Consider the following 23,362-nt stretch of genomic DNA (forward strand, 5'->3'; position numbering starts at 1 on the left):
TTCCGTGACCTGTTTAGTCGCTTCGATTTTGAACTCTTCGGTGTAACGTTTTGCACTCATTGGTGATCACCTCTTGTTAGGCGTTATTGTAACGCTAACAGGTGTCTACAATACTAGGGCCTTGCCACAAACCAGCTATCGAGCTGATTGAACTGGCGATGCAGATGAGCAAATCAACTTACTTGTTTCCCGCGAACGGACAAGAAGAGCTTGCCACAAATGGCTTTGACACCACTATTCCTAACAATGTGAAAATCTGGGCTCGCAGGTCGCTTGGTATTGAGATGGAACACTGGTCTATGCATGATCTTCGCAGAACGATGCGAACGCGAATGTCAGCCATCACCACGCAAGAAGTTGCCGAGTTGATGATTGGCCACAGCAAAAAAGGGTTGGATGCTATCTACAACCAATATCAGTACCTGGATGAAATGCGTCATGCTTACGACGTTTGGTATCAACAGCTAGAGACCATCATCGAGCCGACAGGCTTTCCGTTCAACTGGCGTTTCGGACAATAAAATAAAAGAAAGAGGCTCAGTCCTCTTTCTTCTCATACTCCTCCAAATCTTCAATGTGCCACAGCTTGTTTCGTGTATTTCGGTTGATACGAGGTTGCGGCAAGCTACCATCTTTTATTCTTCGCCAGAGCGTCGTATAGCTAATGTGGTAACGAGCCATCACTTCGTAAGATGTTAGAAAAGGGGTTACCTGGTGCGCTACTGCTGTCATCTGCATTCTCCTGAAAATCAATGTAAAGCTATCATCGCCTGATTCATCACTTGTTGATGGTCAGAAAGATGCATGATTTGTTCAGAAGATCAGCCTTATCATGACACCGGTATCATTGTGCAGTTTACCAAATTTCCAGTTTACGGCGAAAAGCGCCGTAAAATCGCATTAAGTTAAACCATCTTTATCGATATGCACGCTCTAGCTACTAGGAATTCAGCGTAGCGGTATACTTCGTAAGTGCATTTCGATGGCTTCAATCACTGACTTAGTGAGGGGTAAATGCGCTTTTTCTTTCGCCCATACCTCATGGAAGCCTGCTACAGTTTGCTTTGCAGTATCTAACACCAATTTTTCTGGCAACATGGCTTTAGCCGCTAAGTGTGATAGCTCATCCAGCGTGAAATCGCTGAATCTCTTGCTACGGCTCACCTTCAGCGATGCACTATCATCGGGGATATAAGGAATGGTTGAAACAAAGTCATAAGCAGGCGCAATCGATGCGGTGCGCTTATCTTTGTAGATCACAGACCAATTCTTCAAATGCATATCAGCATTACCAATTAGAGTATTGAACACCAATCGGCGAGTAAATTCAGCAATGTCTTCGTCTTGCCCTTCAATACCGATAACATGAGCAATATTGCGCATACTGGCTTTTTTGTATTTATCTTGAGGATAAACACCAAACACTTGCGCAAAGTCCTCAATGTGAACAGCTTGACCATCTGCACGGTCAAAACGCTTAATCACAAACGCACTGTCACCAAATTTGCCAATGCCATTGGGGATATTAGCAATCCGATTAATGGGGAGTAGCTGCGTTTCTGGCACGTCCATTCCCAACATTCGAGCCAGTTCCATCATCGAATATTCATTTTCTGGCACAGCTTCAAACCGAGACGACGGTAATTTTACAATCCAAGAGCCACCTTGACCGGTTGCTGGGATCGTCAAACCGCCATTTGCCTGCTGCACAGCTGAAAACTTCAACTGCACTCCCGCCAATGAAAAACGCATTGGCTCATCTGTTTTCGTTTCATCTTCTATGTCTTGATGCACACTAGGTGGTAAAGCTTCACCATCCGCAGGCACAACCGTGATTGCGCCTGCCAAATCCTGTCCCAGTACCCACAATAGAAAAAACTCCCGCGCTGGATTAACACCGGCACGCTCTGCCAGGTAATTTCGCATGGTTTCTTCTGGCAAAAGGTTAGAGAAAAACGGGGTTAACTTGGTTTGGGTCGGTTTGAAGCTAGTCAGCAAGCCACCTAGCGAATCTTTAAAGCCAAGCCCTAACACAGGCCGTGATTCGTCATTAATGTACGAATCCATAAAGGCAAAAATCGTTCTGTCATTGCCCACGTTGGTGATCGTTGCAATGGGTTCACCGTAAAGCAAAACGTTGAGCGTAGAGACATGGTTAGTCATCGTCGTCTTCCTCTAACTGATATGCGGGGGACATTGGCTCACCCTCGTCGCTGATGCCGTTAATACCTTGTCCACTTCGAATGATCGACTTGATGGCAGGTACAGATTTTTTAGGCGCAACCAATAGCTCTAGGTCTAGTACACGGGCAAGTGCAATCAAACTGGATATTCTTAAATCAACACTGCCAGACTCGATTTTCGAAATATGGCTTTGAGGCACCCCCGAACGAGCACTTAACTCTCTCTGGCTAAACCCCTTTCGTACCCGAGCTTCTCGAAGACTTTCGAGTATCTGCTCTGTTACATAGCTCATTTTGATACGCCTTAATGCATCACTTAAGAATAATTATATACAAAAACATATCACAGTGACTCAAATAATACAAATTCGATTAGCTATTACATATCAAAAGCCATGAACTGATACATAATTATATATAAGTAGAAGGAGATTTTTGTCATCGACAAAAGAGCGATACTCTCGCTGATAATCGCGAACTGACGCATCAAACTCCCTAAGTACTTTTGTCGCTCAGACCTTATACAGCAAGGGCTACAGAAGAACTCGCGTCAAATCGCCAGAAGATAAGTGCAACAAAGAGGAAGTTTGTACACAGTTACAGGAAATTTTGTACACACAAGTCGAAAAACAAGTGCAAAATGATGGTGTAAACAGCAACTAAATTTGAAGGTAAGTCTGATATCTCAATTAGAAATAACCGTATTGGTTCGCTTCAAGCATCTTCAAAAACAAACACTAGAGCAAAAATTACACCAACAATAGACTCCCTCATTAAATTTTGTAATTTGGCACAGAAGAAAACATTTACCAAAAAAAGAGACTCTTTTTAACGGTAGTACTTTTTACGTCAAACCCAGTAACGACAAGGCCTACAGCCAGGTTTGTGTCATGGAATTTTCGCCAAAGACCTCTAAAACGGAATTTGTACTCAAGTTTGTACACACTTTCCGAGATTACGCTTGAACATCATTGAAAAGCAAAGAAACGAGAAAAAGACAAAAAACCTTTAAATTCAGTAAGTAGAGATGTGATTGTGGTGTGCAATGAAAGGTGATTTTAAGCGTTGAAAGGCTGGGTGGCATCAGGGTGGGAGATGATTGCAAAAGTGCGGCGGTTAGCCACTTGATCGTGAACTGCGTTTGACATGAATCGTTCTTCTAGAAAATTGAAAAGAGCCGTCGCTCAGAATTGGCGCGTATTTTCGCTGATTCTAAGCGATTAGACAAACGACTCGACCGTTTTAGAGCAGATTGACTAGGAACCTAGCTCTTCCGCTTTGGTTTCTACCGTCGGTTGAGGCACTTTACTGCCATCTTCACCGTAGATTTCACGAATCAGTCTTTGCAGGTCGACGCGCCATGGACGTTGACGAATACCGAAGGTATTCAAAATCTTCTTACAGGTCAGCACGGATGAAGTTGGGCGTTCGGCCCCCTCCTCTTCTGCGCCAGCCACCGGGCGAATTTTACGAACCGCCAGCTCCTCATATTGGCCAGCAGCAGCGATGATCGCCTCAGTAAATCGGTAGCGCGTTGTGATCTCTGCACCGGAGTAGTGGTAGGTACCCCAGTGATCAGCACCCTCTTCCAACTGTTGGATAATCGCCAAAATTACTCGAGCCACATCATGCGCAGCGGTTGGGCATCCACGTCGATCATCCACCGCTTCAATGGTTTTATACTCACGCGCTTTATCGAGCATTTTGGTCAGATAGTTGACTCCGGACTCACTGAATACCCAGCTGATTCTAAGAATAATGTGTTTAGGTTGATAAGCTCTAACATGCTCTTCACCGCGCAGTTTTGACTCACCAAAGGCTCCTAAGGGAGCCGGCTCATCCAGTTCAGTATAGCCACTCGCATAGTGACCATCGAACACGTAATCAGACGAGATATGGATAATTGGAATACTAAGGTCACTGCAGGCTTTAGCCAGATTAAGAGGCCCATCCGCATTAATTGCAAAGGCTTTGCCTGGGTGGGCATCGGCCGCATCAACCTGATTGAAACCGGCACCATTAAGAACGTAATGTGGAAGTACATCCGCCAATTTGGCTTCAATGGCAGCCGGATCAGTCACATCAAAACTGCGATGGTTGACGGGGATTATTTCGATATTTTCTAGCTTTTCAGCGACACGACAAAACGCTCGGCCAATCTGCCCTTCCGAACCGGTTACTAAAATTCTAATTTTATCGCCGTACAACTCTGAATCACTCCAACAACCATTAATATGAGTTTAAAAAGGGGAAACCGGCAGTGCAACCAGTAATTGCTGCTTCAGTCACACCCTTGCAGGTTGTGACTGCTGTGCGATCATTTCGATCAGAACTTGAGAGGTTAGATAACGCGCTTTGTCATTACTGCGTAAGCTGATAACCGAATCTAGAACATCGCACGCAGCGATTGAGATCTGTTTTTCCAGCAACACTTGAGCAACCTTAGCAAACTGATCACTCGACAGCCGGGTAAAGTCATAGACTTTACTGAGTAGAAGCAGATCGCCCGACTTCAATTTATCCAAAATCTTTAAGAGCTGAATGGGTTCAGAGGTCTCTTCAAAGGCCACTGAATCAAGCTCGATACCGGCCACTCGAGCACTGTCAGCCAATCGAGCCTGAAGCTGGGCTTTACCTTCATCGCCATGTATTGAGGCGTATCCAAACAGTGACATAGATCCTTAGGCTTTGATGCGTGTAAGACTTTCTTCAAGCCAGTCTACAGAATCCTTATGCACTTCTTCAACAGTTCTCTCTGTCGTTTCGATAGGTTTACTTATAAGAACATCAACCGTACCAGGGTGCTTAATAAAACCCTTTCCTGGCCAGAAACGACCCGCATTATGAGCGATGGCGACTAGAGGAACTTCACTGCTCACAGCCAACATAGCTCCACCTTTATTCCAACGACCTAATTCACCCACCGGAAGTCGGGTACCCTGAGGAAAAATAAGGATGGGCACACCCGCAGACAATTTTGCCTTACCTTGGTCCAGCAGTTGTTTTAGTGCGCCTCGACGTTTACTGCGATCAAGAGCGATCGGTTCTAGCAGAGCAAGCGCCCAACCAAAAAATGGGATTTTCAGTAACTCCTGCTTAAGGACCACCACCTGTGGCTGGATCAACAGCTGAAAATAGATCGTCTCCCACTCACTCTGGTGATTAGATATCGCAACATAAGCACCCGATGCAGGGAGGTTTTCTCGCCCCTGAACATTGACCTTAACGCCACAACAGACTCGTAGCCAAACAATGTAGAAGTTATTGATCGCGGTTACAAAATAGAATCTTGGTTTAAACGGCAGTGCACGAGCAACCACCAGACAGAGTGATGCCCAGACGATCGTCACTGGATAGAAGCCTGCGTAATAGCAGAGCGCACGAACAAACCCAATCAGCTTAGTCACTGCATCAACCCCCTGTCACAGGCGGGAAGAAGGCGACTTCATCACCCTCTTTAATGGGAGCACTTCTATCAGACATCTCATGGTTCACCGCAACCAAAACCGTCGACCCATTAATGGTTGAAGACCACTCTTCCCCGTGCATTGTCGAAAGATGATCAATCAAAGAGTCGACTGAACTGATACCTTCAGGAAGGCCGATACTCTCTTCAGAGCGACCGATGCGATCTTTTAAACTGGCGAAATAGACAATTTTTAACATGTAGCTTCCAAATAGTGCTGTTATTCAGCAATCCAGTGGCCCGATTTACCACCCTTTTTCTCTTGCAGAGAGACTTGATCGATCACCATACCTTTATCGACCGCCTTACACATATCATAAAGTGTCAAACCGGCCACAGAGACAGCGGTCAGCGCTTCCATCTCAACACCCGTCTGGCCACTCAATTTGCAGATCGCGCTGATCTCAACACAGCTCTCTGCTTCATTCGGCGTCAGCTCAACTTTCACACTCGACAACATCAGAGGGTGGCACATTGGAATGAGGTCGGAAGTACGTTTAGCCGCCATGATCCCAGCAATACGTGCTGTCGCCAGTACATCACCCTTTTTATGACCGCCATTGACGATCATTGAGAGAGTCTCTGGCAACATGGTCACACGACCATAGGCTCTTGCTTCACGGAAGCTAACCTCTTTTTCAGAGACATCGACCATTCGAGCCTGACCCTTCTCATCGATATGAGTAAACTCTGACATCAGTGGCTCTCCGTTTGCGCATTGTTGTAGTTTAAAACCGGTTTAGCGTACATCGCTTTCAAAATATCTTTAGCAGCGCCATCAACCTGACTCAGCCTTGACTCAAGTAACGCCAGCCCCTCATCAGTTGCTTCACCTGCAGCGGCTAGATTGGTGGCATGCAAGCGGTAATTTTGGTGTATCTGACGGTCAATTTCTGCCGCCAGCTCTTCTGCCGATTCAAATTCACCTCGAATAGGCTCACCAAAGCCTACATGAACGCGGCCTTTGTCACCGACAATCCCTTTGACGATACTCTGAATATCTTCGAACTCACTCTTCTCATAAGTTCCGCCCTCAGCTTTGGCAGCCAACTCATTGGCTTTAGCCGAGTCACAAGGGTCTAGTTCGTATGCGATAGATACTGGGACAATATTGAGTCGCTCCACCATCTCAGAGAAGCTACGTTGCTTACGCTGAGACATATAGAACATTTTCAGTAGCGCTGGATCTGTACGATCGTCACCATCTTTCGCACGCCCTTCGCGCTGAGCGATCCAGACGGAATGTCCCGTGGTGACACTGTGATCGATGTAACTAGAGAGCTGAGTTAAGGCCGTCATCATCTCACGTCCTTTAGCAGAACGGTTGACGATAAACGACTTGTTCAAACGCATCAGATCTGACACGTAAGGCTTACGCAGCAGGTTATCACCGATCGCAATTCGGACTGTGTCCATCCCTGCATGGTAGAGCATCCAATTCACGAACGCTGGATCCATAGCAATGTCGCGATGATTAGAGACAAACAGATAAGCATCCTCTTTATCGAGCTTATCCAATCCACTGCAACTTAACTTGGTCGTGGATCGTTTGATCATCTTGTTCATGTAGCTTTCAACAAGCTGTTGAAAATCACGAACGGTATCAACATCACCCATGCGTGCCGCTAGATACTGCTTGACGATGGGCCTTAAAAACCATCCCGCCCAACCTGAGGCTTTAGGAAACTGATACTTTGTAATGGCATCCACAAACTCATTATTGTGGAGGAGATCAAACAGAACCTGACCCACTTCATCATCGCGGTAGGGGCGAATCTCTTTATAGGGGTCGTCGTTGTTAACAGCAGTGTGACTCATAGATATCCAGTGTTATAGCAATAGGCGCTTATTTTAGAGCTTTAAGCGCTAATTAGCACCTGCCATCTACCTAAACAAAAACGGGGAGGGTTCATAGAACCATCCCCGTTTAAAAAATGAGTCGAATTAAGGACTATTTGGTCACTAATTCAGGACCCATGATGCTGTAGGGTAGCCAGGTCGAGATCGCTGGCACATAGGTCACAAGAATCAAGAAGACAAAGAGTACCGCGACAAACGGTGCGGCCGCCTTCACGACACGCGACAAGCTCATACCTGTAATCCCCGAGGTTACAAACAGGTTCAAACCGATCGGTGGTGTGATCATACCGATTTCCATGTTAACTACCATGATAATACCTAGGTGAATTGGGTCGATGCCCAACTCCATGGCAATCGGGAATACAACCGGTGCCACAATAACCAATAGACCTGATGGCTCCATGAACTGGCCACCGATCAACAACAGAATGTTGACTGCAATCAGGAATGACCACCAAGTAAAGCCCACATCGAGCATCCACTCAGTCACGTGCTGAGGAATACGCTCAGCCGATAGAGTGTGAGCGAACAACAGTGCATTGGCGATGATAAACATCAGCATCACTGTGGTTTTGGTACCCTCAAGCATGGTCTTACGGCTCTCTTCACCGAACAGTGATGGGAAGAAGGCTGTAATCAGAGTCACAAAGTTACGTTTCCAGATCGCTAAGCCTGCAACAAAGCAGTGAGCAAAACTCTCATTCATGGCGTGACTGCGCTTAATGGTGTAGAAGATGGTCAAGGCGATACTGACCACAGCACCCCAGATTGCACGCTCGCCAGCGGTTACCGTGCTATCTGGATCCGACGTCGCAAAGAACGACAGGATCATCCAGACTAAGAAGAGTGACACACCATAAACCGAACCACTGAAGCCGACTTTCGCGTGTGGCGCATCCGACTCAAGTACCCATGGCGTGTTTTTCAAAGGCCCCATATCGCGATAGATAAAGAGCGCAACAATAATTGAGTAGACCGCCGCAACAACCGCAGCCTCTGTTGGGGTGAATGCGCCTCCGTAGATACCGCCCATGATGATGACGATCAGGAACAGTCCCCAGAATGCATCCTTACCACCACGAACGATGGTACCGAAACCTTTCCACTCCTCTGCAGGCAGGTTTTTAATACGTGCAACCACGTAGATAGCCAGCATCAGCATACCGCCGGCAATTAGACCTGGAATAACACCAGCCAAGAACATACGACCTACCGACACATCCGTCGATGCCGCGTAAACGACCATAACGATAGAGGGCGGAATCAAGATACCCAAAGTACCCGCGTTTGCGATAACACCCGAAGCGAACTCTTTTGAGTAACCCACTTGGCGCATACCGGCGATAGCAATCGTACCGATCGCGACAACAGTCGCTGGCGATGAACCAGAGAGTGCAGCAAACATCATACAGGCCAATACTGACGCCATCGCAAGACCACCACGGAAGTGCCCCACTGACGCAATCGCAAAGTTAATCAAGCGTTTCGCAACACCACCGGTCGACATGAACGACGACGCGATAATGAAAAACGGGATCGCTAAAAGAGTGTAGTGTGTACCGACACCAAACAGCGAAATCGCTACAGACGACAATGAGTCTGTAGAGAAGAAAGTAATAAATAGAATTGAGGATAGGCCTAGCGCCACACCCACAGGAAGACCGATAAAGAGCAGACCCAATACCAGTGCAAATAGAATTAATGCTTCCATCAGTTCAGGCCCTTAATCTTTCAGTGCATCTTTGTGCTCATCAACAAGGTCTTCCGCCTCGTGACCAGCAATGAGGTGATGACGTGCACCGGTCCAAATACCGACAAACGCCTGCAGTGAGCGATAAGCCAACAGAGCCAAACTGATTGGCAGAATAACCAACACCAACCAACGTTGAACACGCTCTTTAACGCCGAACCACTCCATAATGAAGTCAGGCCAACGCATCTCTTCGACACCGATGTTGATCTTGTACATTTTAGCCCAGTACTCAATGGCACCACCGCGGACATCGACGCCCAAGGCTGCCAACCAAGCACTATCAAGAAGAATCAAGGCGTACATCAGCGTTGCAAAAGCTGCAAACAGCGACAACCACTTACCGACCCTGCTAGGTACCGCATTAAGAACGATATCGACACCCAAGTGGGTACCATTCTTAATACCGAAGCTCATCCCCATCAAAATCAGCCATGAGAACATCACCATGCTGAATTCAAGTGCCGCTGACCAACCGGTTCCGAAGGCGTAGCGAGCAATAACCTGACCAAAGGATACGGCCATGATCGAGAAGATGATTAGAACAAGGAAATTCTCTTCCAGTTTTTCCATAAATCTTGGGAAACGTTTCTCTAAGCCCCAGATCACTAGAATAAGAATTAAGAGGTAAAGATGCGGCCACTCCACGTCAGTACTCCAATATGTTGAGCTACATAAGCTCGGGAAAAGGAAAGGACGGGCTCTAAACGAGCCCGTCGATCATCAACCTAAGTTGATTAAGAGTTTGCAGCAGCTTCGATTAGATCAGCACCGATCTTATCTTCAAACTGTTTCCAAACAGGTTTCATAGCGTCAACCCACTCTTTACGCGCAGCATCGTCAAGTGTGTTGATTTTGCCGCCACCCTTAAGGATGTTTTCACGGTTGCCCTGCTCTTTCGCTTTAACTGCTAGGTTAGCTTCGTTAGTCACGTCTTTAGCGATCGCAATGAACTGCTCACGAGCGTCTTTAGGCATAGAGTCTAGGAACTCTTGAGACGTCATGAATAGGTATGCAAGAAGCTGGTGGCTAGTCTCAGTCGTTGAATCTTGCACTTCGAAGAACTTCTTAGTGTAGATGTTTGACCAAGTGTTTTCCTGACCGTCTACAACGCCAGTCTGTAGTGCACCGTAAACCTCTTTAAATGCCATTGGCTGTGGTGAACCGCCCATTGCTGCGATCATCGCTTTAGCAACGTCAGAGTTCTGTACGCGGAACTTTAGACCTTCAGCATCAGATGGTTTTAGTAGTGGTTTGTTGGCAGAGAAGTACTTCATACCAGACATCCAGTAACCTAGGCCTACAAAACCAACATCTTCCATTGCAAGAAGAAGGTCCTGACCAGCATCAGAGTTAGTGAAGCGCATTGCAGCGTCCATATCTTTGAAGATGAATGGAAGGTCGAATACGCCAAACTTAGAAGTGTAAGAACCGAACTTAGATAGTGAAGGCGCTAGGATCTGTACGTCACCTAGTAGAAGCGCTTCAAGCTCTTTAGAGTCACCGAACAGTGTAGAATTTGGGTAAACTTCGATACACATAGTGCCGTTCATTTCAGCGTTTACACGCTCAGCAAGTTTGTTAGCCGCAACCACTTTAGGGTGAGTTGTACCACCAGTAACGTGTGAAAGTTTTGCAACGATCTCGCCAGCGTCACAGTTAGCCTGTGCAGTAGCAGCCGATACAGATAGAGCCAAGGCAGAAAGGCCAAGAGTTAGTTTTTTCATTATTTACACTCCAGTTTGTATTAGGTCACAACGACCTTGTAAAAAGCACTTTTGCAAAGCAGAAAACGTGCCAACAACCTAGATATATATTTATTTTCAACAAGTTAGTGAAAATAAATACAGGACATAAGACTTAAAGGAGGCATTAATGGCGGATGCTCGCCGAAGCTAATCAGCAAGAAGTGGCGGAAAACCGCCACTTAGCAATGCGATGGCTTACTACTGATTGTCGATGTACTTAGCCGCGTCAAATGTACGGATCCAATCGGGATGAAACACCATGACAGCGGTCATAAGAATGCCGTTAATGAGCCCCTCTGGGAACATAATCAACGGCAAGAAGGAGATGTACTCGTGATAAATCGTTTGCCAACTGTGGATACCTGACAAGCCAAGCACAAGCGACAGGGTCAACCCCGAGCTAGCGACTGCAAACCCACCACCAATAAAGGCGGCTAAAAAGAGATAGGCAAAGAAGTTAGGCGGGTATCGTCTCTCGATATATTTAAGAAGCGTGATGGTCAGTGTCGCTGGCACCACAACAATCGCAATTAAATTTATGGCCAGCATATCAAAGCGCTCCACTCCAACTAGAGTGATGCCGAGCATCGCAATCGCGCCAGCCAAGATGGCAAGATCCCAGCCAAACATCAGTGTCAACGCGGTCATACCCAAAAAGTGAACACTCAACCCTTCCGATAGGCCCGCTCTAAAGGTCCAAGTCAACATCAGCAAGACCATAGCGCCGAACAACAGATGCTGAAGTCGAGGCTCAGCCCAAAGCGCTTGAAAAGGCACACGTTTAAAGGCACTCCAGATAGAGGTAACCGCTAAAAGTGCCGCTACCAGATGCCAAATAAGATTGATGTCTAAGATAGGATTTTCCATCTGTTTAATTTACACCGGTCGTGACATTAGGATCGCATCCTCCCTACCCTCTTGACCGATCAGCGGGTAGTAATGTTTACGCAGACCGTCCGTGACAAAACCCACCGATTGATAGAGACGAATCGCCGCCTCATTAGAAGCACGCACTTCCAACATGACACGGCTGATTCCATCCCCAGTGAACTGTTCAAGCTGATCAGTCAGCATCTTCGCCGCCCAACCTTCTCCACGCCGATCAGGCACTACGCCAATGCGGAGCAGTTCCGCTTCATCAAATAACCTTTGGTAGAGCGCAAAGCCGATCGGTTCGTTAGCGTCAAACAGTGTGTAGCAGGGAAAACGATCATCTTGAGATAGATACGTCTGCCATTGAGATTTTGACCAGTAATCAGGAAAGCACTGTTGATCCAGAGCAAACAGTTGATCAATCGTCATCACAGCAGGCATTTCAGAAGATAAACACTAAACCAGTGGCTGAAGATCAGACCAGATCTGCTGTTTAGCGCCAGGCATATTGAGCGCCTGCGAGAGTGATTGGGTCGTTAGATAGTTCAGTCCCGATTGTTGCAGTGGCAGCAGTTGCCCATGAGTCTCATCCACACCTTCACCAACCACCCAATTCGCAAGCCCCTCGCCAAACAGAATAACGGTCTCTAGACCAGACTCTTTCTGCATAAAGCTCAACTGTCGCTGCACATGTTTTCTCGCTTCATGCGGCCCCTGATCCAGGGTTTTACCGGCAAGCATAGGCCACTCAAGCGTAATCGGCAGTGTGATTGATTGTGGTGACTCTCCAAGAGCTTGAACAATGCCCGCCAAAAGACGCTTATGCTTATTGGAGAAGCCTTCGCGAGCACGAATGGGAAGATTATCGATTAGTAGGAGTCGGCCCGCTCGAGCCATAACAATTTTATAACGCGGCGCAGGTTCAAAGCTTCGTTTGACCGAAGTAGTGGGCGATGTTTGAGGCTCTTTAGAACTCTCATCAGCCGTCAACTCAGCAACGGCAGCACGTCTGATGTTAGAAGAACCTACCTCTGCCTCATCGGGAGCGGAGACCTCTAAGGCTTCACCAATCTGAGTAATCGCACGACGCTCAGCATGAGGCTCGACAGGCTTGTGTGCTTGTGGAGCCAACGCCTGCATCACCTCTTCATCGTCACCAAGGAGATCCGCAGGATGAGCAAAGCGATAGACCCAATCAGGCGAAGGCTTTGCTGCTGGCAAGATTTGACGAGGCATCCACTGCTGGATACCAAGCTGATCTAAATAGGCGGCTTGGATTCGAGCCTGCTGAACTGACATGATTAAACCTGTGGGTGCGCTTTTTCCGCGTTAGTATCCAGAAGATTGAGCGCATGGATATAGGCCTTAGCCGATGCAATGATGACATCGGTATCGGCACCTAAACCATTTACGATGCGACCACCCTTCTCAAGACGCACGGTGACTTCACCTTGCGAATCGGTTCCTTCAGTCACGGCATTCACCGAATAGATCAACAGTGTAGAGCCAGAGTTCACCTGTGACTCAATCGCTTTAAAGATAGCATCGACTGGACCACTACCCTCAGCACAGCACGAGTGCTCTTGCCCATCAATACTCACAACTAGATCGGCTTGAGGTGTCTCACCCGTTTGCGATGTCACAGATAGGTTGACCAACTGAAAACGTTCGCTTGACGCTTCGGCACGGCTATTGCTGACCAGCGCCATAAGATCCTCATCAAAGATCTCATGTTTCTTATCGGCTAACACTTTGAAGGCTTGGAAAGCGCTGTTTAGATCAGCATCACTCTTGAACGTAGTACCCAGCTCCTCAAGACGTGATTTAAATGCAGCACGGCCTGAATGCTTACCCAATACCATTTTATTGGTCGTCCAACCGACACTCTCTGCGGTCATGATCTCATAGGTTTCACGGTGCTTCAGTACACCATCTTGGTGAATGCCCGATTCATGAGCAAAGGCGTTAGCGCCGACAATCGCCTTGTTAGGCTGAACAGGGAAACCTGTCACGCTAGACACCAGTTTAGAGGCACCGACAATGTGCTGAGTATCAATATTGGTCTCAAGACCCATAACGTCTTGGCGAGTTTTCAGTGCCATAACGATCTCTTCTAGGGCTGCGTTACCAGCACGCTCACCCAAACCGTTGATCGTACACTCCACCTGACGTGCACCCGCTCCCACGGCTGCCAGTGAGTTGGCGACCGCTAGGCCTAGATCGTTATGACAGTGGACAGAGAAGATCGCTTTATCCGAGTTTGGAATACGCTGAATGAGCTCCCCGATCACCTCAGCAAACTGATGAGGCACGGCGTAACCGACCGTATCAGGGATATTGATAGTACGAGCGCCAGCATCGATCACTTTTTCGATAATACGGCACATAAAATCCAACTCAGAGCGGCTAGCATCTTCTAACGAGAACTCGACATCATCGATCAGATTACGCGCTCGCTTAACGGCATGCACAGCCTGCTCGACAACACGATCAGGCTCCATCTGAAGCTTGTACTTCATATGAATCGGCGAAGTCGCGATAAAGGTATGAATACGACCTTGCGCAGCATTCTTCAGCGCTTCACCCGCACGATCAATATCCGCATCCAAAGCACGAGAGAGTGAACAGACTCGGCTATCTTTGATGTTGTCGGCAATATTTTTCACCGCCTCGAAATCACCAGGACTCGCAATGGCGAAACCCGCTTCAATCACATCAACTTTCATACGTTCAAGCTGACGAGCGATTCGCAGTTTCTCTTCACCGGTCATAGACGCACCGGGACTCTGTTCACCATCGCGCAGCGTGGTATCAAAAATAATAACGCGATCGTTGCTCATAAGGGTCTCCACGAATTTAGGCCGTAGAAATAATTTCTCTAACGGCTCGCTATAAAGAGTAATTGGCCTATGATAGCTTGATGATCGACCAGTAGAAAGGGAAGAGTAGTGAGTGAACCAATGAATGATTTCGATTTTGATCACTTAATTGATCGCCAAGGGACCTGGAGTGACAAGTGGTCTAAATACGCCGGTACAGACATACTTCCAATGTGGGTTGCTGATACCGATTTTCGCTCTCCACAAGCTGTGATTGATGCTTTAAAAACGCGTGTCGATCATGGCGTTTTTGGCTACACCCGCACACCAGAAACACTCAATCAGCTGTTTTCTGAACGCATGCAGCGCCTATACAACTGGACGGTCTCTGCTGAAGATCTAGTCTGGTTACCCGGTCTCGTCTGCGGGCTAAATTTAGCGACCCGCGCTTTAAGCACGGCTGAGCAATCCGTCATCACCGCCCAACCTATCTACCCACCCTTTATGTCCGCTCCCGCTCTCTCTTCGAGGGCGTTGATCACCATTCCCATGAAGGGTCGTGTCATTGATTTTGATGCACTAGAAGAGGCCATTACAGCAGAAACCAGACTGCTACTTTTCTGCAACCCACACAATCCTGGGGGTGGCGTCTACCGCCATGAAGAGCTCGAGAGGCTCGCACAGATCATTATCGATCAGGATCTATTGATCTGCAGCGATGAGATTCATTGCGATCTCATTTTACAACCTGAACTACAGCACACACCGATCGCGAGTTTGAGTGAAGAGATCGCCTCACGCACTGTGACGCTGATGGCGCCCAGTAAAACCTGGAACATTGCAGGGCTGGCCTGCTCTGTTGCGATCATTCAAAACCCCGAATTAAGAGCGCGATTTAAAAAGGTACGCAAGGGCATAGTGCCCGACGTCAATCTACTGGGCTACACCGCGGCAGAAGCCGCCTACTCACAGGGAGACGAATGGAATCGCAAGCAGTGCGAATACCTGAAGGGAAATAGAGACTACCTGATCTCTGAAATAGGCAAGATTCCCGGCTTAAGCATGCTACCTAACGAGGCCACCTACCTTGCCTGGATCGATGCCAATCAGCTTGGCGTCGACAGCCCACAACAACTGTTTGAATCTCAGGGTGTGGGACTATCTGATGGGGAGGATTTTGGTGCACCTGGATTTGTTAGACTTAACTTCGGGTGTCCAAGATCGCGTATTGAGGAAGCGGTTCGTAGGATGAAGCTGGCCGTCGATTCGCTCTAACAGCGCTCAAACCCGAAAGGGACAACCTCTTTGATACTGCTCGCGCCAACTTTGATCATCAGCAACCGATCAAAACCAAGTGCCACGCCGGCACAAGCTGGAATGCCGGATTCTAGGGCCGAGACTAAACGAGTCTCCAGCGGTCGTCGTGGAAGCCCTGAGGATTCACGCTGCTGATCGTCAGCTTCCAGCCGTTCAGCCTGCTCAGCGGGATCTCGCAGCTCCTGATAACCATTCGCCAACTCCATACCGCCCGCATACAGCTCGAAGCGGGCAGCCACTTTGACACCCTGATCATCCTCAACAACCTCAGCCAACGCAGCTTGAGAGGCGGGAAAATCAAATACTAGCACCGGTTCAATGAGTTTCGGCTCAATCAGATGCGACATGACCAGCTCGAGCCAAGTATCTTTGCGATCATCCGTAAAAGGGCACTCAAAATGGGGCTCAAGCAGAGCTTTTAACTGGTCAATGGTCGCTTGATGAGGATCCACGCCCACAAAGCGTTTAAACAGTTCACGATAACTGAGACGCTCCCAATGCTGCGGCCCCAGCACCGCAGTAACCAGAGCCTGAACTTCATCCATCAGCTGCTGCGCACTGAAACGAGGGCGATACCACTCAAGCATGGTGAATTCAGGATTGTGAAGCCGCCCTACCTCGCCATTCCTAAATGCTTTAGCCAACTGATAGATGGGGCCTGAGTCAGCTGCCAATAGGCGCTTCATGGCGTACTCTGGCGAACTCTGCAGGTAGTAACGCTGCTCTTCAGCCCCGGGGTAACTTGAGTAGGAGACTTCAAGTGAATCGATAAAAGGATCACTGACTGCCGCTTGTGACAGACATTGAGTATCCACCTCCATGACACCGCGTTCAGCAAAAAAAGCGCGCACATCAGCCAGCATCTTTGCTCGCTCACGAAGTGTTAAGATCTCTGCTGTAGGTTGCCAGTGATTTCGATTCATACAGACTCCAAAATTAGAACCAAAAACGGCAGCCGAAGCTGCCGTTTCTATTACGAACCCGTGTTAGGCACGGCTTACGTATTCACCGGTACGAGTGTCGATCTTAAGAACTTCACCCTGGTTGATAAATAGTGGCACACGAACCACTGCACCCGTGCTGAGAGTCGCAGGCTTAGAACCGCCCTGAGCCGTATCGCCTTTAAGGCCTGGATCAGTTTCAGTCACTTCAAGCTCAACAAAGTTAGGAGGTGTCACAGCAATAGGGTTGTCGTTAAATAGAGTGATCATCACTTTGTCACCCTCTTTCAACCACTGCGAACAGTCGGCAACGGCTTTCTCATCCGCAGCGTACTGTTCAAATGTGCTTGGCTCCATGAAGTGCCACATCTCACCATCACTGTAGAGGTACTCCATGTCACGATCCATCACATCGGCTGTTTCAGCTGATTCGTTCGATTTGAAAGTACGCTCCCAAATACGACCCGTCATAAGGTTACGAAGACGAACTCGAGTGAACGCCTGACCTTTTCCCGGTTTAACAAATTCAACTTCAACCATGTTACATGGATCGCCGTCGATCATCACTTTCATGCCAGTCTTAAACTGACCACTTGAAACGTTTCCCATCTCTTTTTCCAAATCATTGATTGAATGTTTGACGAGCATTCTACTTCAAAGGAGAATCGGCTCCAACAGATCGTTTACATTCTTGGAAATTTTGGTCACTTCAATGATGCAGCTGTTGGACATTACGCCAAACTCTTGGCAAGACTCACTGAAAAGTGCCATCACCGATCCTAAAGCCTTACTGGAGAGACTGTCCCTACCCAACGAGCTACTCGAACAGGCTCAAGCGGCTAGCCAGCTCTTCCCATTGCGAGTCCCTCTTGAGTTCCTAAATCGCATGGAGCTAGGCAATCCAAACGATCCTTTGCTGAAGCAGGTCCTTCCGATCAGGGACGAGTTTATTCAGGCTCCAGGTTTCACAGAAGATCCGTTAAACGAGAGTGATGCACGCCCGACTCCAGGCGTTGTGCACAAATATAAAGATCGAGCACTGTTGATCTTGAGCGGAGCTTGCGCCATTAACTGTCGTTACTGTTTTCGCAGACACTTCCCTTACTCTGACAACCAGCTTAGTGGGGAGCATTGGCAAAGGGCTCTCGCCTATCTAAAAGAGCATACAGAGTTAAGAGAGGTGATCTTCTCAGGCGGTGATCCACTGGTCACCTCTGATCACCGTTTTTCAAAGATGGTAGCGGATCTTGAAGCCATACCTCATCTCGAACGACTCAGAGTCCACACTCGCCTACCCGTGGTGATTCCATCCAGAGTAACCGATCAACTCAATGACACCTTGCATATTTCAAGGCTCAATTGCGTCGTGGTCCTTCACATCAACCACGCCAATGAGATTGATCAGAGTCTGAGCGACGCCGTCACCAAGCTAAAACAGAGTGGTGCAACCATTCTCAATCAAGCGGTGTTGTTAAAAGGGGTCAATGACAGCGCTGATGAGCAGGTCAGACTCTCACGTGCTCTGTTTAGCGCAGGCATCCTCCCCTACTACCTCTTTCTTTTTGATCCTGTCGCGGGGGCCAGTCACTTTGATATCCCGATTGAACAGGGTAAAGAGATCTTTACGCAAATGCAGAGAGAGCTACCAGGATATCTTGTTCCTAGACTCGCGAAAGAAATTTCAGGCAAAACATCAAAAACCTTGTTAATATCCAGTTAAGGTTTTTGGAGAAAACAACGTGATTGCAAAAAGAATAACAATGCAAAACGCTTTAAAACTGACGCTACCAGCACTGGTATTGTCAGGTTGTATCAGCTTGCCAGACACAACAGCTAAGCTGACAACTCAACAGCCCATCACACCCGCTCCACCACAAAAAACCCTGGTTATTCACCAACTTCAGACGGAAGTCATCACCCAAAAAAATGTTGCTGCAGTCATCGACTTTAGCAATCAGACGGATCGCGACCTGGACTACGTGATGTTTAAGACGATCGCTTTCGACGCAGAGGGTAAGGTTATTCCTGCGATGAAGAGCGGCGATGATCATGCCTACTTGAGAATTGCAGGGCCTTTGTCGCCCGAGCATAGAACCGGCGATCAACACTGGGATAAGGTGTGGGCTGACAGCTCGGTTAGCTGTTTTAGAATTGAGAGTGCCGAACTGATCTTTTCAGACTCAAGCGTAGAGGACTACTCTACGGATCAGATAGAGCTCCAACTACCCACCTTGCAGCCTGCCATCTGTCAGCACGACCAAGGGTCGCTGGCAAGTAACTGATTATCAGTTTCGCGAGGTTATTTACTCCGTGAGGGCATGACTGGAAAAGCGGTGACGGTGCCCTCGGCATCCGTAATACGAGCTTTTCCTCGCTTCTCAACCTCATCAATCTGAATAATGGCCTGCATCGGAACGAAAGAGCGTTTTACACCTGCGAACTCCTGCTGTAGACGATCTTCGGCAGGATCAATCAGCATCTCAGTGTGACTACCAAACACGAAACCCTCTAGCGCAACAAACCCCCACATATCAGCACTGTAAACCTGTTCAACGTAAAGCTCGTAGACTTTATCTTTGTTGATGTAAGTGACGCGATAGAGGCGTTTGGCATCGGCCATTGAGAATCTCCAATCAATCTAAACTTGAATTGCCTAATCAGGTTAGTGGGGGCGCTCTAAACAATTGCAAGTTCGTTAGCGCCAAAGAGTGCGCTGAGGTATACTTCATCGCCCCAAATGATGGGGCATAGATTCAACGTAACGACAGGTGAAACATGACTAAAAAGCTCTTTATCAAGACACACGGATGTCAGATGAATGAGTACGACTCCGCACGAATGGCTGACCTTCTGGGCGATAGCCACAAGCTGGAGCTAACCGATAATCCAGAAGAGGCTGACGTCCTGCTTCTAAACACCTGTTCAATTCGTGAAAAGGCGCAAGAGAAGGTGTTCCACCAGTTAGGCCGTTGGCGTCTTTTGAAAGAGCAAAAACCCGGATTAATGATCGGGGTAGGCGGCTGTGTTGCAAGCCAAGAGGGCGAAGCGATTCGTGATCGCGCGCCGTTCGTCGATATGATTTTTGGCCCACAGACCCTACACCGTCTTCCCGAGATGATTGAAGATACCAAGGGGGGCAAGGTCGGTATCGTTGATGTCAGCTTCCCAGAGATCGAAAAGTTCGACCACCTCCCCGCTCCTAAAGTTGAGGGGGCAGAGGCATTTGTTTCAGTCATGGAAGGTTGTAGTAAGTACTGTACTTTCTGTGTCGTGCCCTACACCCGTGGCGAAGAGGTCAGCCGACCGCTGGATGATGTGATAGCCGAGTGTGTTGAGCTGGCTGAACAGGGCGTGCGTGAAGTCAATCTACTGGGCCAAAACGTCAACGCTTACCTCGGTGCGACTCATGACGGTGATACGGCTGATCTGGCTGAGCTGATTCGCACCATCGCCGCGATTGAGGGTATCGATCGTATTCGTTTCACAACCTCACACCCTGTAGAGTTTACCGACAGCCTGATCGAGGTTTATGACGAAGTGCCGGAATTGGTGAGCCATCTTCATCTACCGGTCCAGAGTGGCTCTGACCGCATACTAATGGCAATGAAGCGCGGCCACACGGCGATTGAGTACAAGTCGAAATTACGTCGAATCAAGGCGAAGCGTCCAGATATCAGCTTCTCGTCGGACTTTATCATCGGCTTCCCAGGTGAAACGGATGCCGACTTTGAGGCGACCATGAAGCTAATCGAGGATATAGGTTTTGATACGTCGTTCAGCTTCATCTACAGCCGTCGCCCAGGCACCCCTGCGGCAGACCTGCCTGACGACGTATCGGAAGAGACGAAGAAACAACGCCTACACATTTTGCAAAGCCGTATCACTCAGAACGCTTTGCAGATCAGCCGCCGCATGGTCGGAACCACTCAACGCATTCTGGTCAACGGTTACTCGCGTAAAGACCCTGGCCAACTATCGGGTCGCACGGAGAACAATCGTGTTGTGAACTTCCGTTGCGATAATCCAGACCTGATTGGTCACTTCGCCGATGTCCGCATTGCTGAAGCGCTTCCGAACTCGTTGATCGGTGAGTTAGTTAGCTCCGAGCTGGATCAATAATGAGCGAAACACAATCTTTCCACATCAACCTACAGCCTGAAGATGGCGCAGCCTTGGCTAATCTAGTCGGCCAGTTTGATGAGCACTTACGTCTGATTGAAGAGCGCACCGGAGTCCAAATCGGTAACCGTGGATTCCAGTTCAAAGTTGAAGGTGCAATTCAGGCCGTTCGCCCGGTCTGCACACTGATTGAAGCACTGTACAAAGAGTCTCTAAACGGCAAACCACTTGCCCCATCAGACATTCATCTATCGCTACAACACTCAGGCATTTCACAAACTGATGTGAAATCGACTGCGACGGATGATGTCACTATTCGTACTCGAAAAATGACGATTCGACCTCGCGGGGAGAATCAGCAAAAGTACGTTCAGTCGATTCGTTACCATGACATTAACTTTGGTATCGGACCTGCCGGCACCGGTAAAACCTACCTTGCGGTTGCTTGTGCGGTTGAGGCCCTTGAGCGCGAAGAGGTCAGTCGAATACTACTGGTTCGCCCTGCCGTCGAAGCGGGTGAAAAACTCGGTTTTCTACCCGGCGATCTGACTCAGAAAGTCGATCCCTACTTACGCCCTCTCTACGACGCACTCTATGAGATGATGGGCTTTGAGAAGGTAGCACGCCTGATCGAAAAGAATGTCATAGAGATCGCACCCTTAGCTTACATGCGCGGCAGAACGTTGAACGGCTCGTTTGTCATTCTTGATGAGTCACAAAATACGACACGCGAGCAGATGAAGATGTTTCTTACCCGCATAGGGTTTGGTTCAACCGCCGTTATTACAGGGGATAAAACCCAGGTCGACCTACCACGCGGCGCCAGCTCTGGCCTAATTCATGCGATGCAGGTACTGGATGGGGTGAAAGGGATTGGATTTACTCACTTCGAAGCGAAAGATGTGGTTCGTCACCCTATCGTGCAGCACATTGTACGTGCTTATGAAGCGTACGAAGCCAAACATACAGACGAGCGTAAATAGTGATTCATTTAGAGGTTATTCGCGCTGTTGATAGCAACTCACTCCCGAGTGATGAGCAGTTTCAATCCTGGGCCGAATTAGCGGCATCACAGCTATCGGGCGAAGCTGAACTATGCATTCGTATCGTTGATGAAACCGAGAGCCAGACACTGAATCGTGAATATCGCGGTAAAGACAAGTCGACCAACGTACTCTCTTTTCCGTTTGAAGCACCTCCGGGCTTCCCTGGCAATATATTAGGTGATCTAGCGATTTGTGCCGCGGTTGTAGAGCGCGAAGCAACCGAACAAAACAAACAGATTCATCACCATTGGGCTCACATGGTGATCCATGGGGTATTGCATCTACTTGGATTCGATCATATAAAGGATGAAGAAGCCGAGGAGATGGAGTCACTTGAACGAGAACTGCTCGCTCAACTCCAAATCCCAGACCCCTATATTTGAGGCAACCACACACTATGAGTGAAGACCGATCGAGCGGCTCATCCAAAAGCTTTTTTAGCAAACTTGCTTCAGCTTTTTCGGATGAGCCCAAAACCCGCGAAGACCTGTTTGAAGTTCTTTATGAGGCCAACGACACTGGCCTACTAGACCAAGATGCGCTAACGATTGTAGAAGGCGCTATACAAGTGACCGACATGCAAGTGCGTGACGTCATGATCCCTAGATCACAAATGGTCTCGGTACAGATCGATCAATCTGCCCACGAATTTATGCCACTGGTCATCGACAGTGCACACTCTCGCTTTCCTATTGCAGGTGAAAACCCAGATGAGATCGTCGGCATTCTTCTTGCCAAGGATCTTCTTCCCTATGCACTGGACGGCCGCTTAGAACAGTTCAGTCTCGCTGAGCACCTTCGCAAAGCAACCTTCATTCCTGAAAGTAAGCGACTGAACGTCTTGCTACGTGAATTCCGTGTCACACGCAATCACATGGCCATCGTCGTTGATGAGTACGGCGGAATTGCCGGTCTTATTACCATCGAAGACGTGCTCGAACAGATCGTCGGTGATATCGAAGATGAGCACGACGAAGATGAAGACGAGGGCAACATCAAAGCCTTTGAAGATGATGGCTTCATTGTCAAAGCGTTAACCCCTATCGAAGACTTTAACGAGTACTTTGACGTCGGCCTACCTGATGATGAGTTCGATACCGTGGGTGGACTGGTGACACGTCAATTTGGTCACCTACCCGATAAAGGGGAGACGATTCGACTCGATGACTTCACCTTCACCGTGCTAGCGTCTGAAAACCGCAGAATTAGACTGCTACAGGTTAAGCACCACAAGGAGTAG

At 48.2% G+C, this 23,362-nt stretch carries 26 protein-coding genes and 1 pseudogene; 8 read left to right on the forward strand and 19 right to left on the reverse strand.

What is annotated here, in order from left to right; genetic code table 11:
* Positions 1–110: 110 nt before the first annotated feature.
* A pseudogene (locus tag XMM383_RS11245) lies at positions 111–521 on the forward strand (integrase); the annotation flags it as partial.
* Between the two features lie 16 nt (positions 522–537).
* On the opposite strand, the gene XMM383_RS11250 reads toward XMM383_RS11245, so the two are convergent.
* From XMM383_RS11250 to XMM383_RS11325, 16 genes are all read right to left on the reverse strand, one after another.
* Positions 538–732: an AlpA family transcriptional regulator gene (locus tag XMM383_RS11250; protein WP_000127614.1), complete on the reverse strand. Its 195-nt coding sequence runs from the start codon at positions 730–732 to the stop codon at positions 538–540.
* A gap of 216 nt (positions 733–948) precedes the next feature.
* On the reverse strand, positions 949–2,163 hold the full coding sequence (locus XMM383_RS11255) for a type II toxin-antitoxin system HipA family toxin (protein WP_032479293.1): 1,215 nt from the start codon (positions 2,161–2,163) through the stop codon (positions 949–951).
* Positions 2,156–2,476 (reverse strand): helix-turn-helix domain-containing protein, encoded by a 321-nt coding sequence (locus XMM383_RS11260; protein WP_000122829.1) that lies wholly within the window; start codon positions 2,474–2,476, stop codon positions 2,156–2,158. The genes XMM383_RS11255 and XMM383_RS11260 overlap by 8 nt, the downstream gene beginning before the upstream one ends.
* 963 nt (positions 2,477–3,439) lie before the next feature.
* Positions 3,440–4,390 carry a dTDP-4-dehydrorhamnose reductase gene (gene rfbD / locus XMM383_RS11265; protein WP_173483429.1) on the reverse strand — a complete coding sequence of 317 codons (951 nt, stop codon included), beginning with the start codon at positions 4,388–4,390 and terminating at the stop codon, positions 3,440–3,442.
* 78 nt (positions 4,391–4,468) lie between these two features.
* Positions 4,469–4,858 (reverse strand): hypothetical protein, encoded by a 390-nt coding sequence (locus tag XMM383_RS11270; protein WP_173489269.1) that lies wholly within the window; start codon positions 4,856–4,858, stop codon positions 4,469–4,471.
* Positions 4,859–4,864: 6 nt separating this feature from the next.
* Positions 4,865–5,590, reverse strand: coding sequence for a lysophospholipid acyltransferase family protein (locus tag XMM383_RS11275; protein ID WP_173483431.1), 726 nt, complete (start codon positions 5,588–5,590; stop codon positions 4,865–4,867).
* A 4-nt stretch (positions 5,591–5,594) separates the two neighbouring features.
* Positions 5,595–5,849, reverse strand: coding sequence for a molybdopterin converting factor subunit 1 (moaD, locus tag XMM383_RS11280; protein WP_173483432.1), 255 nt, complete (start codon positions 5,847–5,849; stop codon positions 5,595–5,597).
* A 20-nt stretch (positions 5,850–5,869) separates the two neighbouring features.
* Positions 5,870–6,346: a cyclic pyranopterin monophosphate synthase MoaC gene (gene moaC, locus XMM383_RS11285; protein WP_173482231.1), complete on the reverse strand. Its 477-nt coding sequence runs from the start codon at positions 6,344–6,346 to the stop codon at positions 5,870–5,872.
* On the reverse strand, positions 6,346–7,467 hold the full coding sequence (locus XMM383_RS11290) for a 1-acyl-sn-glycerol-3-phosphate acyltransferase (protein ID WP_173482230.1): 1,122 nt from the start codon (positions 7,465–7,467) through the stop codon (positions 6,346–6,348). The genes moaC and XMM383_RS11290 overlap by 1 nt, the downstream gene beginning before the upstream one ends.
* Positions 7,468–7,600: 133 nt before the next feature.
* Positions 7,601–9,220 carry a TRAP transporter large permease gene (locus XMM383_RS11295; RefSeq protein WP_173489270.1) on the reverse strand — a complete coding sequence of 540 codons (1,620 nt, stop codon included), beginning with the start codon at positions 9,218–9,220 and terminating at the stop codon, positions 7,601–7,603.
* Between the two features lie 12 nt (positions 9,221–9,232).
* Positions 9,233–9,907 (reverse strand): TRAP transporter small permease, encoded by a 675-nt coding sequence (locus tag XMM383_RS11300; protein ID WP_371731479.1) that lies wholly within the window; start codon positions 9,905–9,907, stop codon positions 9,233–9,235.
* Positions 9,908–9,996: 89 nt separating this feature from the next.
* Positions 9,997–10,986, reverse strand: a complete 990-nt coding sequence (locus XMM383_RS11305) for a DctP family TRAP transporter solute-binding subunit (protein ID WP_217362123.1) — start codon at positions 10,984–10,986, stop codon at positions 9,997–9,999.
* 219 nt (positions 10,987–11,205) lie between these two features.
* Positions 11,206–11,874, reverse strand: a complete 669-nt coding sequence (locus XMM383_RS11310; RefSeq protein WP_173482228.1) for an energy-coupling factor ABC transporter permease — start codon at positions 11,872–11,874, stop codon at positions 11,206–11,208.
* A gap of 9 nt (positions 11,875–11,883) precedes the next feature.
* Positions 11,884–12,309 carry a ribosomal protein S18-alanine N-acetyltransferase gene (gene rimI / locus XMM383_RS11315; RefSeq protein ID WP_173482227.1) on the reverse strand — a complete coding sequence of 142 codons (426 nt, stop codon included), beginning with the start codon at positions 12,307–12,309 and terminating at the stop codon, positions 11,884–11,886.
* A 27-nt stretch (positions 12,310–12,336) separates the two neighbouring features.
* Complete coding sequence (locus XMM383_RS11320; protein ID WP_173482226.1) at positions 12,337–13,179, reverse strand: hypothetical protein; 843 nt, start codon at positions 13,177–13,179, stop codon at positions 12,337–12,339.
* 2 nt (positions 13,180–13,181) lie between these two features.
* Positions 13,182–14,720 carry a 2-isopropylmalate synthase gene (locus tag XMM383_RS11325; protein WP_173482225.1) on the reverse strand — a complete coding sequence of 513 codons (1,539 nt, stop codon included), beginning with the start codon at positions 14,718–14,720 and terminating at the stop codon, positions 13,182–13,184.
* A gap of 120 nt (positions 14,721–14,840) precedes the next feature.
* Here XMM383_RS11325 and XMM383_RS11330 point away from each other — a divergent pair, with 120 nt between their 5' ends.
* A complete protein-coding gene (locus XMM383_RS11330; RefSeq protein WP_173482248.1) occupies positions 14,841–15,974 on the forward strand; it encodes a MalY/PatB family protein in 1,134 nt (377 codons plus the stop codon).
* Here XMM383_RS11330 and epmA read toward each other — a convergent pair.
* Both epmA and efp read right to left on the reverse strand, forming a co-directional pair.
* On the reverse strand, positions 15,971–16,939 hold the full coding sequence (epmA, locus tag XMM383_RS11335; RefSeq protein ID WP_173482224.1) for an EF-P lysine aminoacylase EpmA: 969 nt from the start codon (positions 16,937–16,939) through the stop codon (positions 15,971–15,973). The two genes, XMM383_RS11330 and epmA, sit on opposite strands and share 4 nt — an antisense overlap.
* Before the next feature lie 63 nt (positions 16,940–17,002).
* Positions 17,003–17,566, reverse strand: a complete 564-nt coding sequence (gene efp, locus XMM383_RS11340; protein ID WP_173482223.1) for an elongation factor P — start codon at positions 17,564–17,566, stop codon at positions 17,003–17,005.
* A gap of 103 nt (positions 17,567–17,669) precedes the next feature.
* Between efp and epmB the strand changes: the two genes are divergently transcribed.
* Entirely contained in the window at positions 17,670–18,677 is a 1,008-nt protein-coding gene (gene epmB, locus XMM383_RS11345) for an EF-P beta-lysylation protein EpmB (RefSeq protein WP_254443150.1), read from the forward strand.
* Between the two features lie 40 nt (positions 18,678–18,717).
* Complete coding sequence (locus XMM383_RS11350; RefSeq protein ID WP_173484515.1) at positions 18,718–19,239, forward strand: hypothetical protein; 522 nt, start codon at positions 18,718–18,720, stop codon at positions 19,237–19,239.
* Positions 19,240–19,256: 17 nt separating this feature from the next.
* On the opposite strand, the gene XMM383_RS11355 is transcribed toward XMM383_RS11350, so the two are convergent.
* Complete coding sequence (locus XMM383_RS11355) at positions 19,257–19,577, reverse strand: DUF1820 family protein (RefSeq protein ID WP_173482221.1); 321 nt, start codon at positions 19,575–19,577, stop codon at positions 19,257–19,259.
* A gap of 155 nt (positions 19,578–19,732) precedes the next feature.
* On the opposite strand from XMM383_RS11355, the gene miaB reads away from it, so the two are divergent.
* Genes miaB through XMM383_RS11375 form a run of 4 tightly spaced genes read left to right on the forward strand, consistent with a single transcriptional unit; the run spans position 19,733 to position 23,362 of the window.
* Entirely contained in the window at positions 19,733–21,076 is a 1,344-nt protein-coding gene (miaB, locus tag XMM383_RS11360; RefSeq protein WP_173482220.1) for a tRNA (N6-isopentenyl adenosine(37)-C2)-methylthiotransferase MiaB, read from the forward strand.
* Entirely contained in the window at positions 21,076–22,059 is a 984-nt protein-coding gene (locus XMM383_RS11365; RefSeq protein WP_173482219.1) for a PhoH family protein, read from the forward strand. The genes miaB and XMM383_RS11365 overlap by 1 nt, the downstream gene beginning before the upstream one ends.
* Positions 22,059–22,505, forward strand: a complete 447-nt coding sequence (gene ybeY, locus XMM383_RS11370; protein ID WP_371731481.1) for an rRNA maturation RNase YbeY — start codon at positions 22,059–22,061, stop codon at positions 22,503–22,505. The genes XMM383_RS11365 and ybeY overlap by 1 nt, the downstream gene beginning before the upstream one ends.
* Positions 22,506–22,519: 14 nt before the next feature.
* Entirely contained in the window at positions 22,520–23,362 is an 843-nt protein-coding gene (locus XMM383_RS11375) for an HlyC/CorC family transporter (RefSeq protein ID WP_173482218.1), read from the forward strand.

The organism is Marinobacterium sp. xm-m-383 (assembly GCF_013283255.1).
Classification (GTDB): domain Bacteria; phylum Pseudomonadota; class Gammaproteobacteria; order Pseudomonadales; family Balneatricaceae; genus Marinobacterium_E.

Excerpts from the sequence above, each read along its gene's own strand:
- XMM383_RS11250 (WP_000127614.1), bottom strand. The coding sequence starts at position 732 with ATGACAGCAGTAGCGCACCAGGTAACCCCTTTTCTAACATCTTACGAA.
- XMM383_RS11255 (WP_032479293.1), bottom strand. The coding sequence starts at position 2,163 with ATGACTAACCATGTCTCTACGCTCAACGTTTTGCTTTACGGTGAACCC.
- XMM383_RS11260 (WP_000122829.1), bottom strand. The coding sequence starts at position 2,476 with ATGAGCTATGTAACAGAGCAGATACTCGAAAGTCTTCGAGAAGCTCGG.
- XMM383_RS11270 (WP_173489269.1), bottom strand. The coding sequence starts at position 4,858 with ATGTCACTGTTTGGATACGCCTCAATACATGGCGATGAAGGTAAAGCC.
- moaD (WP_173483432.1), bottom strand. The coding sequence starts at position 5,849 with ATGTTAAAAATTGTCTATTTCGCCAGTTTAAAAGATCGCATCGGTCGC.
- moaC (WP_173482231.1), bottom strand. The coding sequence starts at position 6,346 with ATGTCAGAGTTTACTCATATCGATGAGAAGGGTCAGGCTCGAATGGTC.
- XMM383_RS11290 (WP_173482230.1), bottom strand. The coding sequence starts at position 7,467 with ATGAGTCACACTGCTGTTAACAACGACGACCCCTATAAAGAGATTCGC.
- XMM383_RS11295 (WP_173489270.1), bottom strand. The coding sequence starts at position 9,220 with ATGGAAGCATTAATTCTATTTGCACTGGTATTGGGTCTGCTCTTTATC.
- XMM383_RS11305 (WP_217362123.1), bottom strand. The coding sequence starts at position 10,986 with ATGAAAAAACTAACTCTTGGCCTTTCTGCCTTGGCTCTATCTGTATCG.
- XMM383_RS11310 (WP_173482228.1), bottom strand. The coding sequence starts at position 11,874 with ATGGAAAATCCTATCTTAGACATCAATCTTATTTGGCATCTGGTAGCG.
- rimI (WP_173482227.1), bottom strand. The coding sequence starts at position 12,309 with ATGACGATTGATCAACTGTTTGCTCTGGATCAACAGTGCTTTCCTGAT.
- XMM383_RS11320 (WP_173482226.1), bottom strand. The coding sequence starts at position 13,179 with ATGTCAGTTCAGCAGGCTCGAATCCAAGCCGCCTATTTAGATCAGCTT.
- XMM383_RS11325 (WP_173482225.1), bottom strand. The coding sequence starts at position 14,720 with ATGAGCAACGATCGCGTTATTATTTTTGATACCACGCTGCGCGATGGT.
- XMM383_RS11330 (WP_173482248.1), top strand. The coding sequence starts at position 14,841 with ATGAATGATTTCGATTTTGATCACTTAATTGATCGCCAAGGGACCTGG.
- epmA (WP_173482224.1), bottom strand. The coding sequence starts at position 16,939 with ATGAATCGAAATCACTGGCAACCTACAGCAGAGATCTTAACACTTCGT.
- efp (WP_173482223.1), bottom strand. The coding sequence starts at position 17,566 with ATGGGAAACGTTTCAAGTGGTCAGTTTAAGACTGGCATGAAAGTGATG.
- epmB (WP_254443150.1), top strand. The coding sequence starts at position 17,670 with ATGATGCAGCTGTTGGACATTACGCCAAACTCTTGGCAAGACTCACTG.
- XMM383_RS11350 (WP_173484515.1), top strand. The coding sequence starts at position 18,718 with ATGCAAAACGCTTTAAAACTGACGCTACCAGCACTGGTATTGTCAGGT.
- XMM383_RS11355 (WP_173482221.1), bottom strand. The coding sequence starts at position 19,577 with ATGGCCGATGCCAAACGCCTCTATCGCGTCACTTACATCAACAAAGAT.
- miaB (WP_173482220.1), top strand. The coding sequence starts at position 19,733 with ATGACTAAAAAGCTCTTTATCAAGACACACGGATGTCAGATGAATGAG.
- XMM383_RS11365 (WP_173482219.1), top strand. The coding sequence starts at position 21,076 with ATGAGCGAAACACAATCTTTCCACATCAACCTACAGCCTGAAGATGGC.
- XMM383_RS11375 (WP_173482218.1), top strand. The coding sequence starts at position 22,520 with ATGAGTGAAGACCGATCGAGCGGCTCATCCAAAAGCTTTTTTAGCAAA.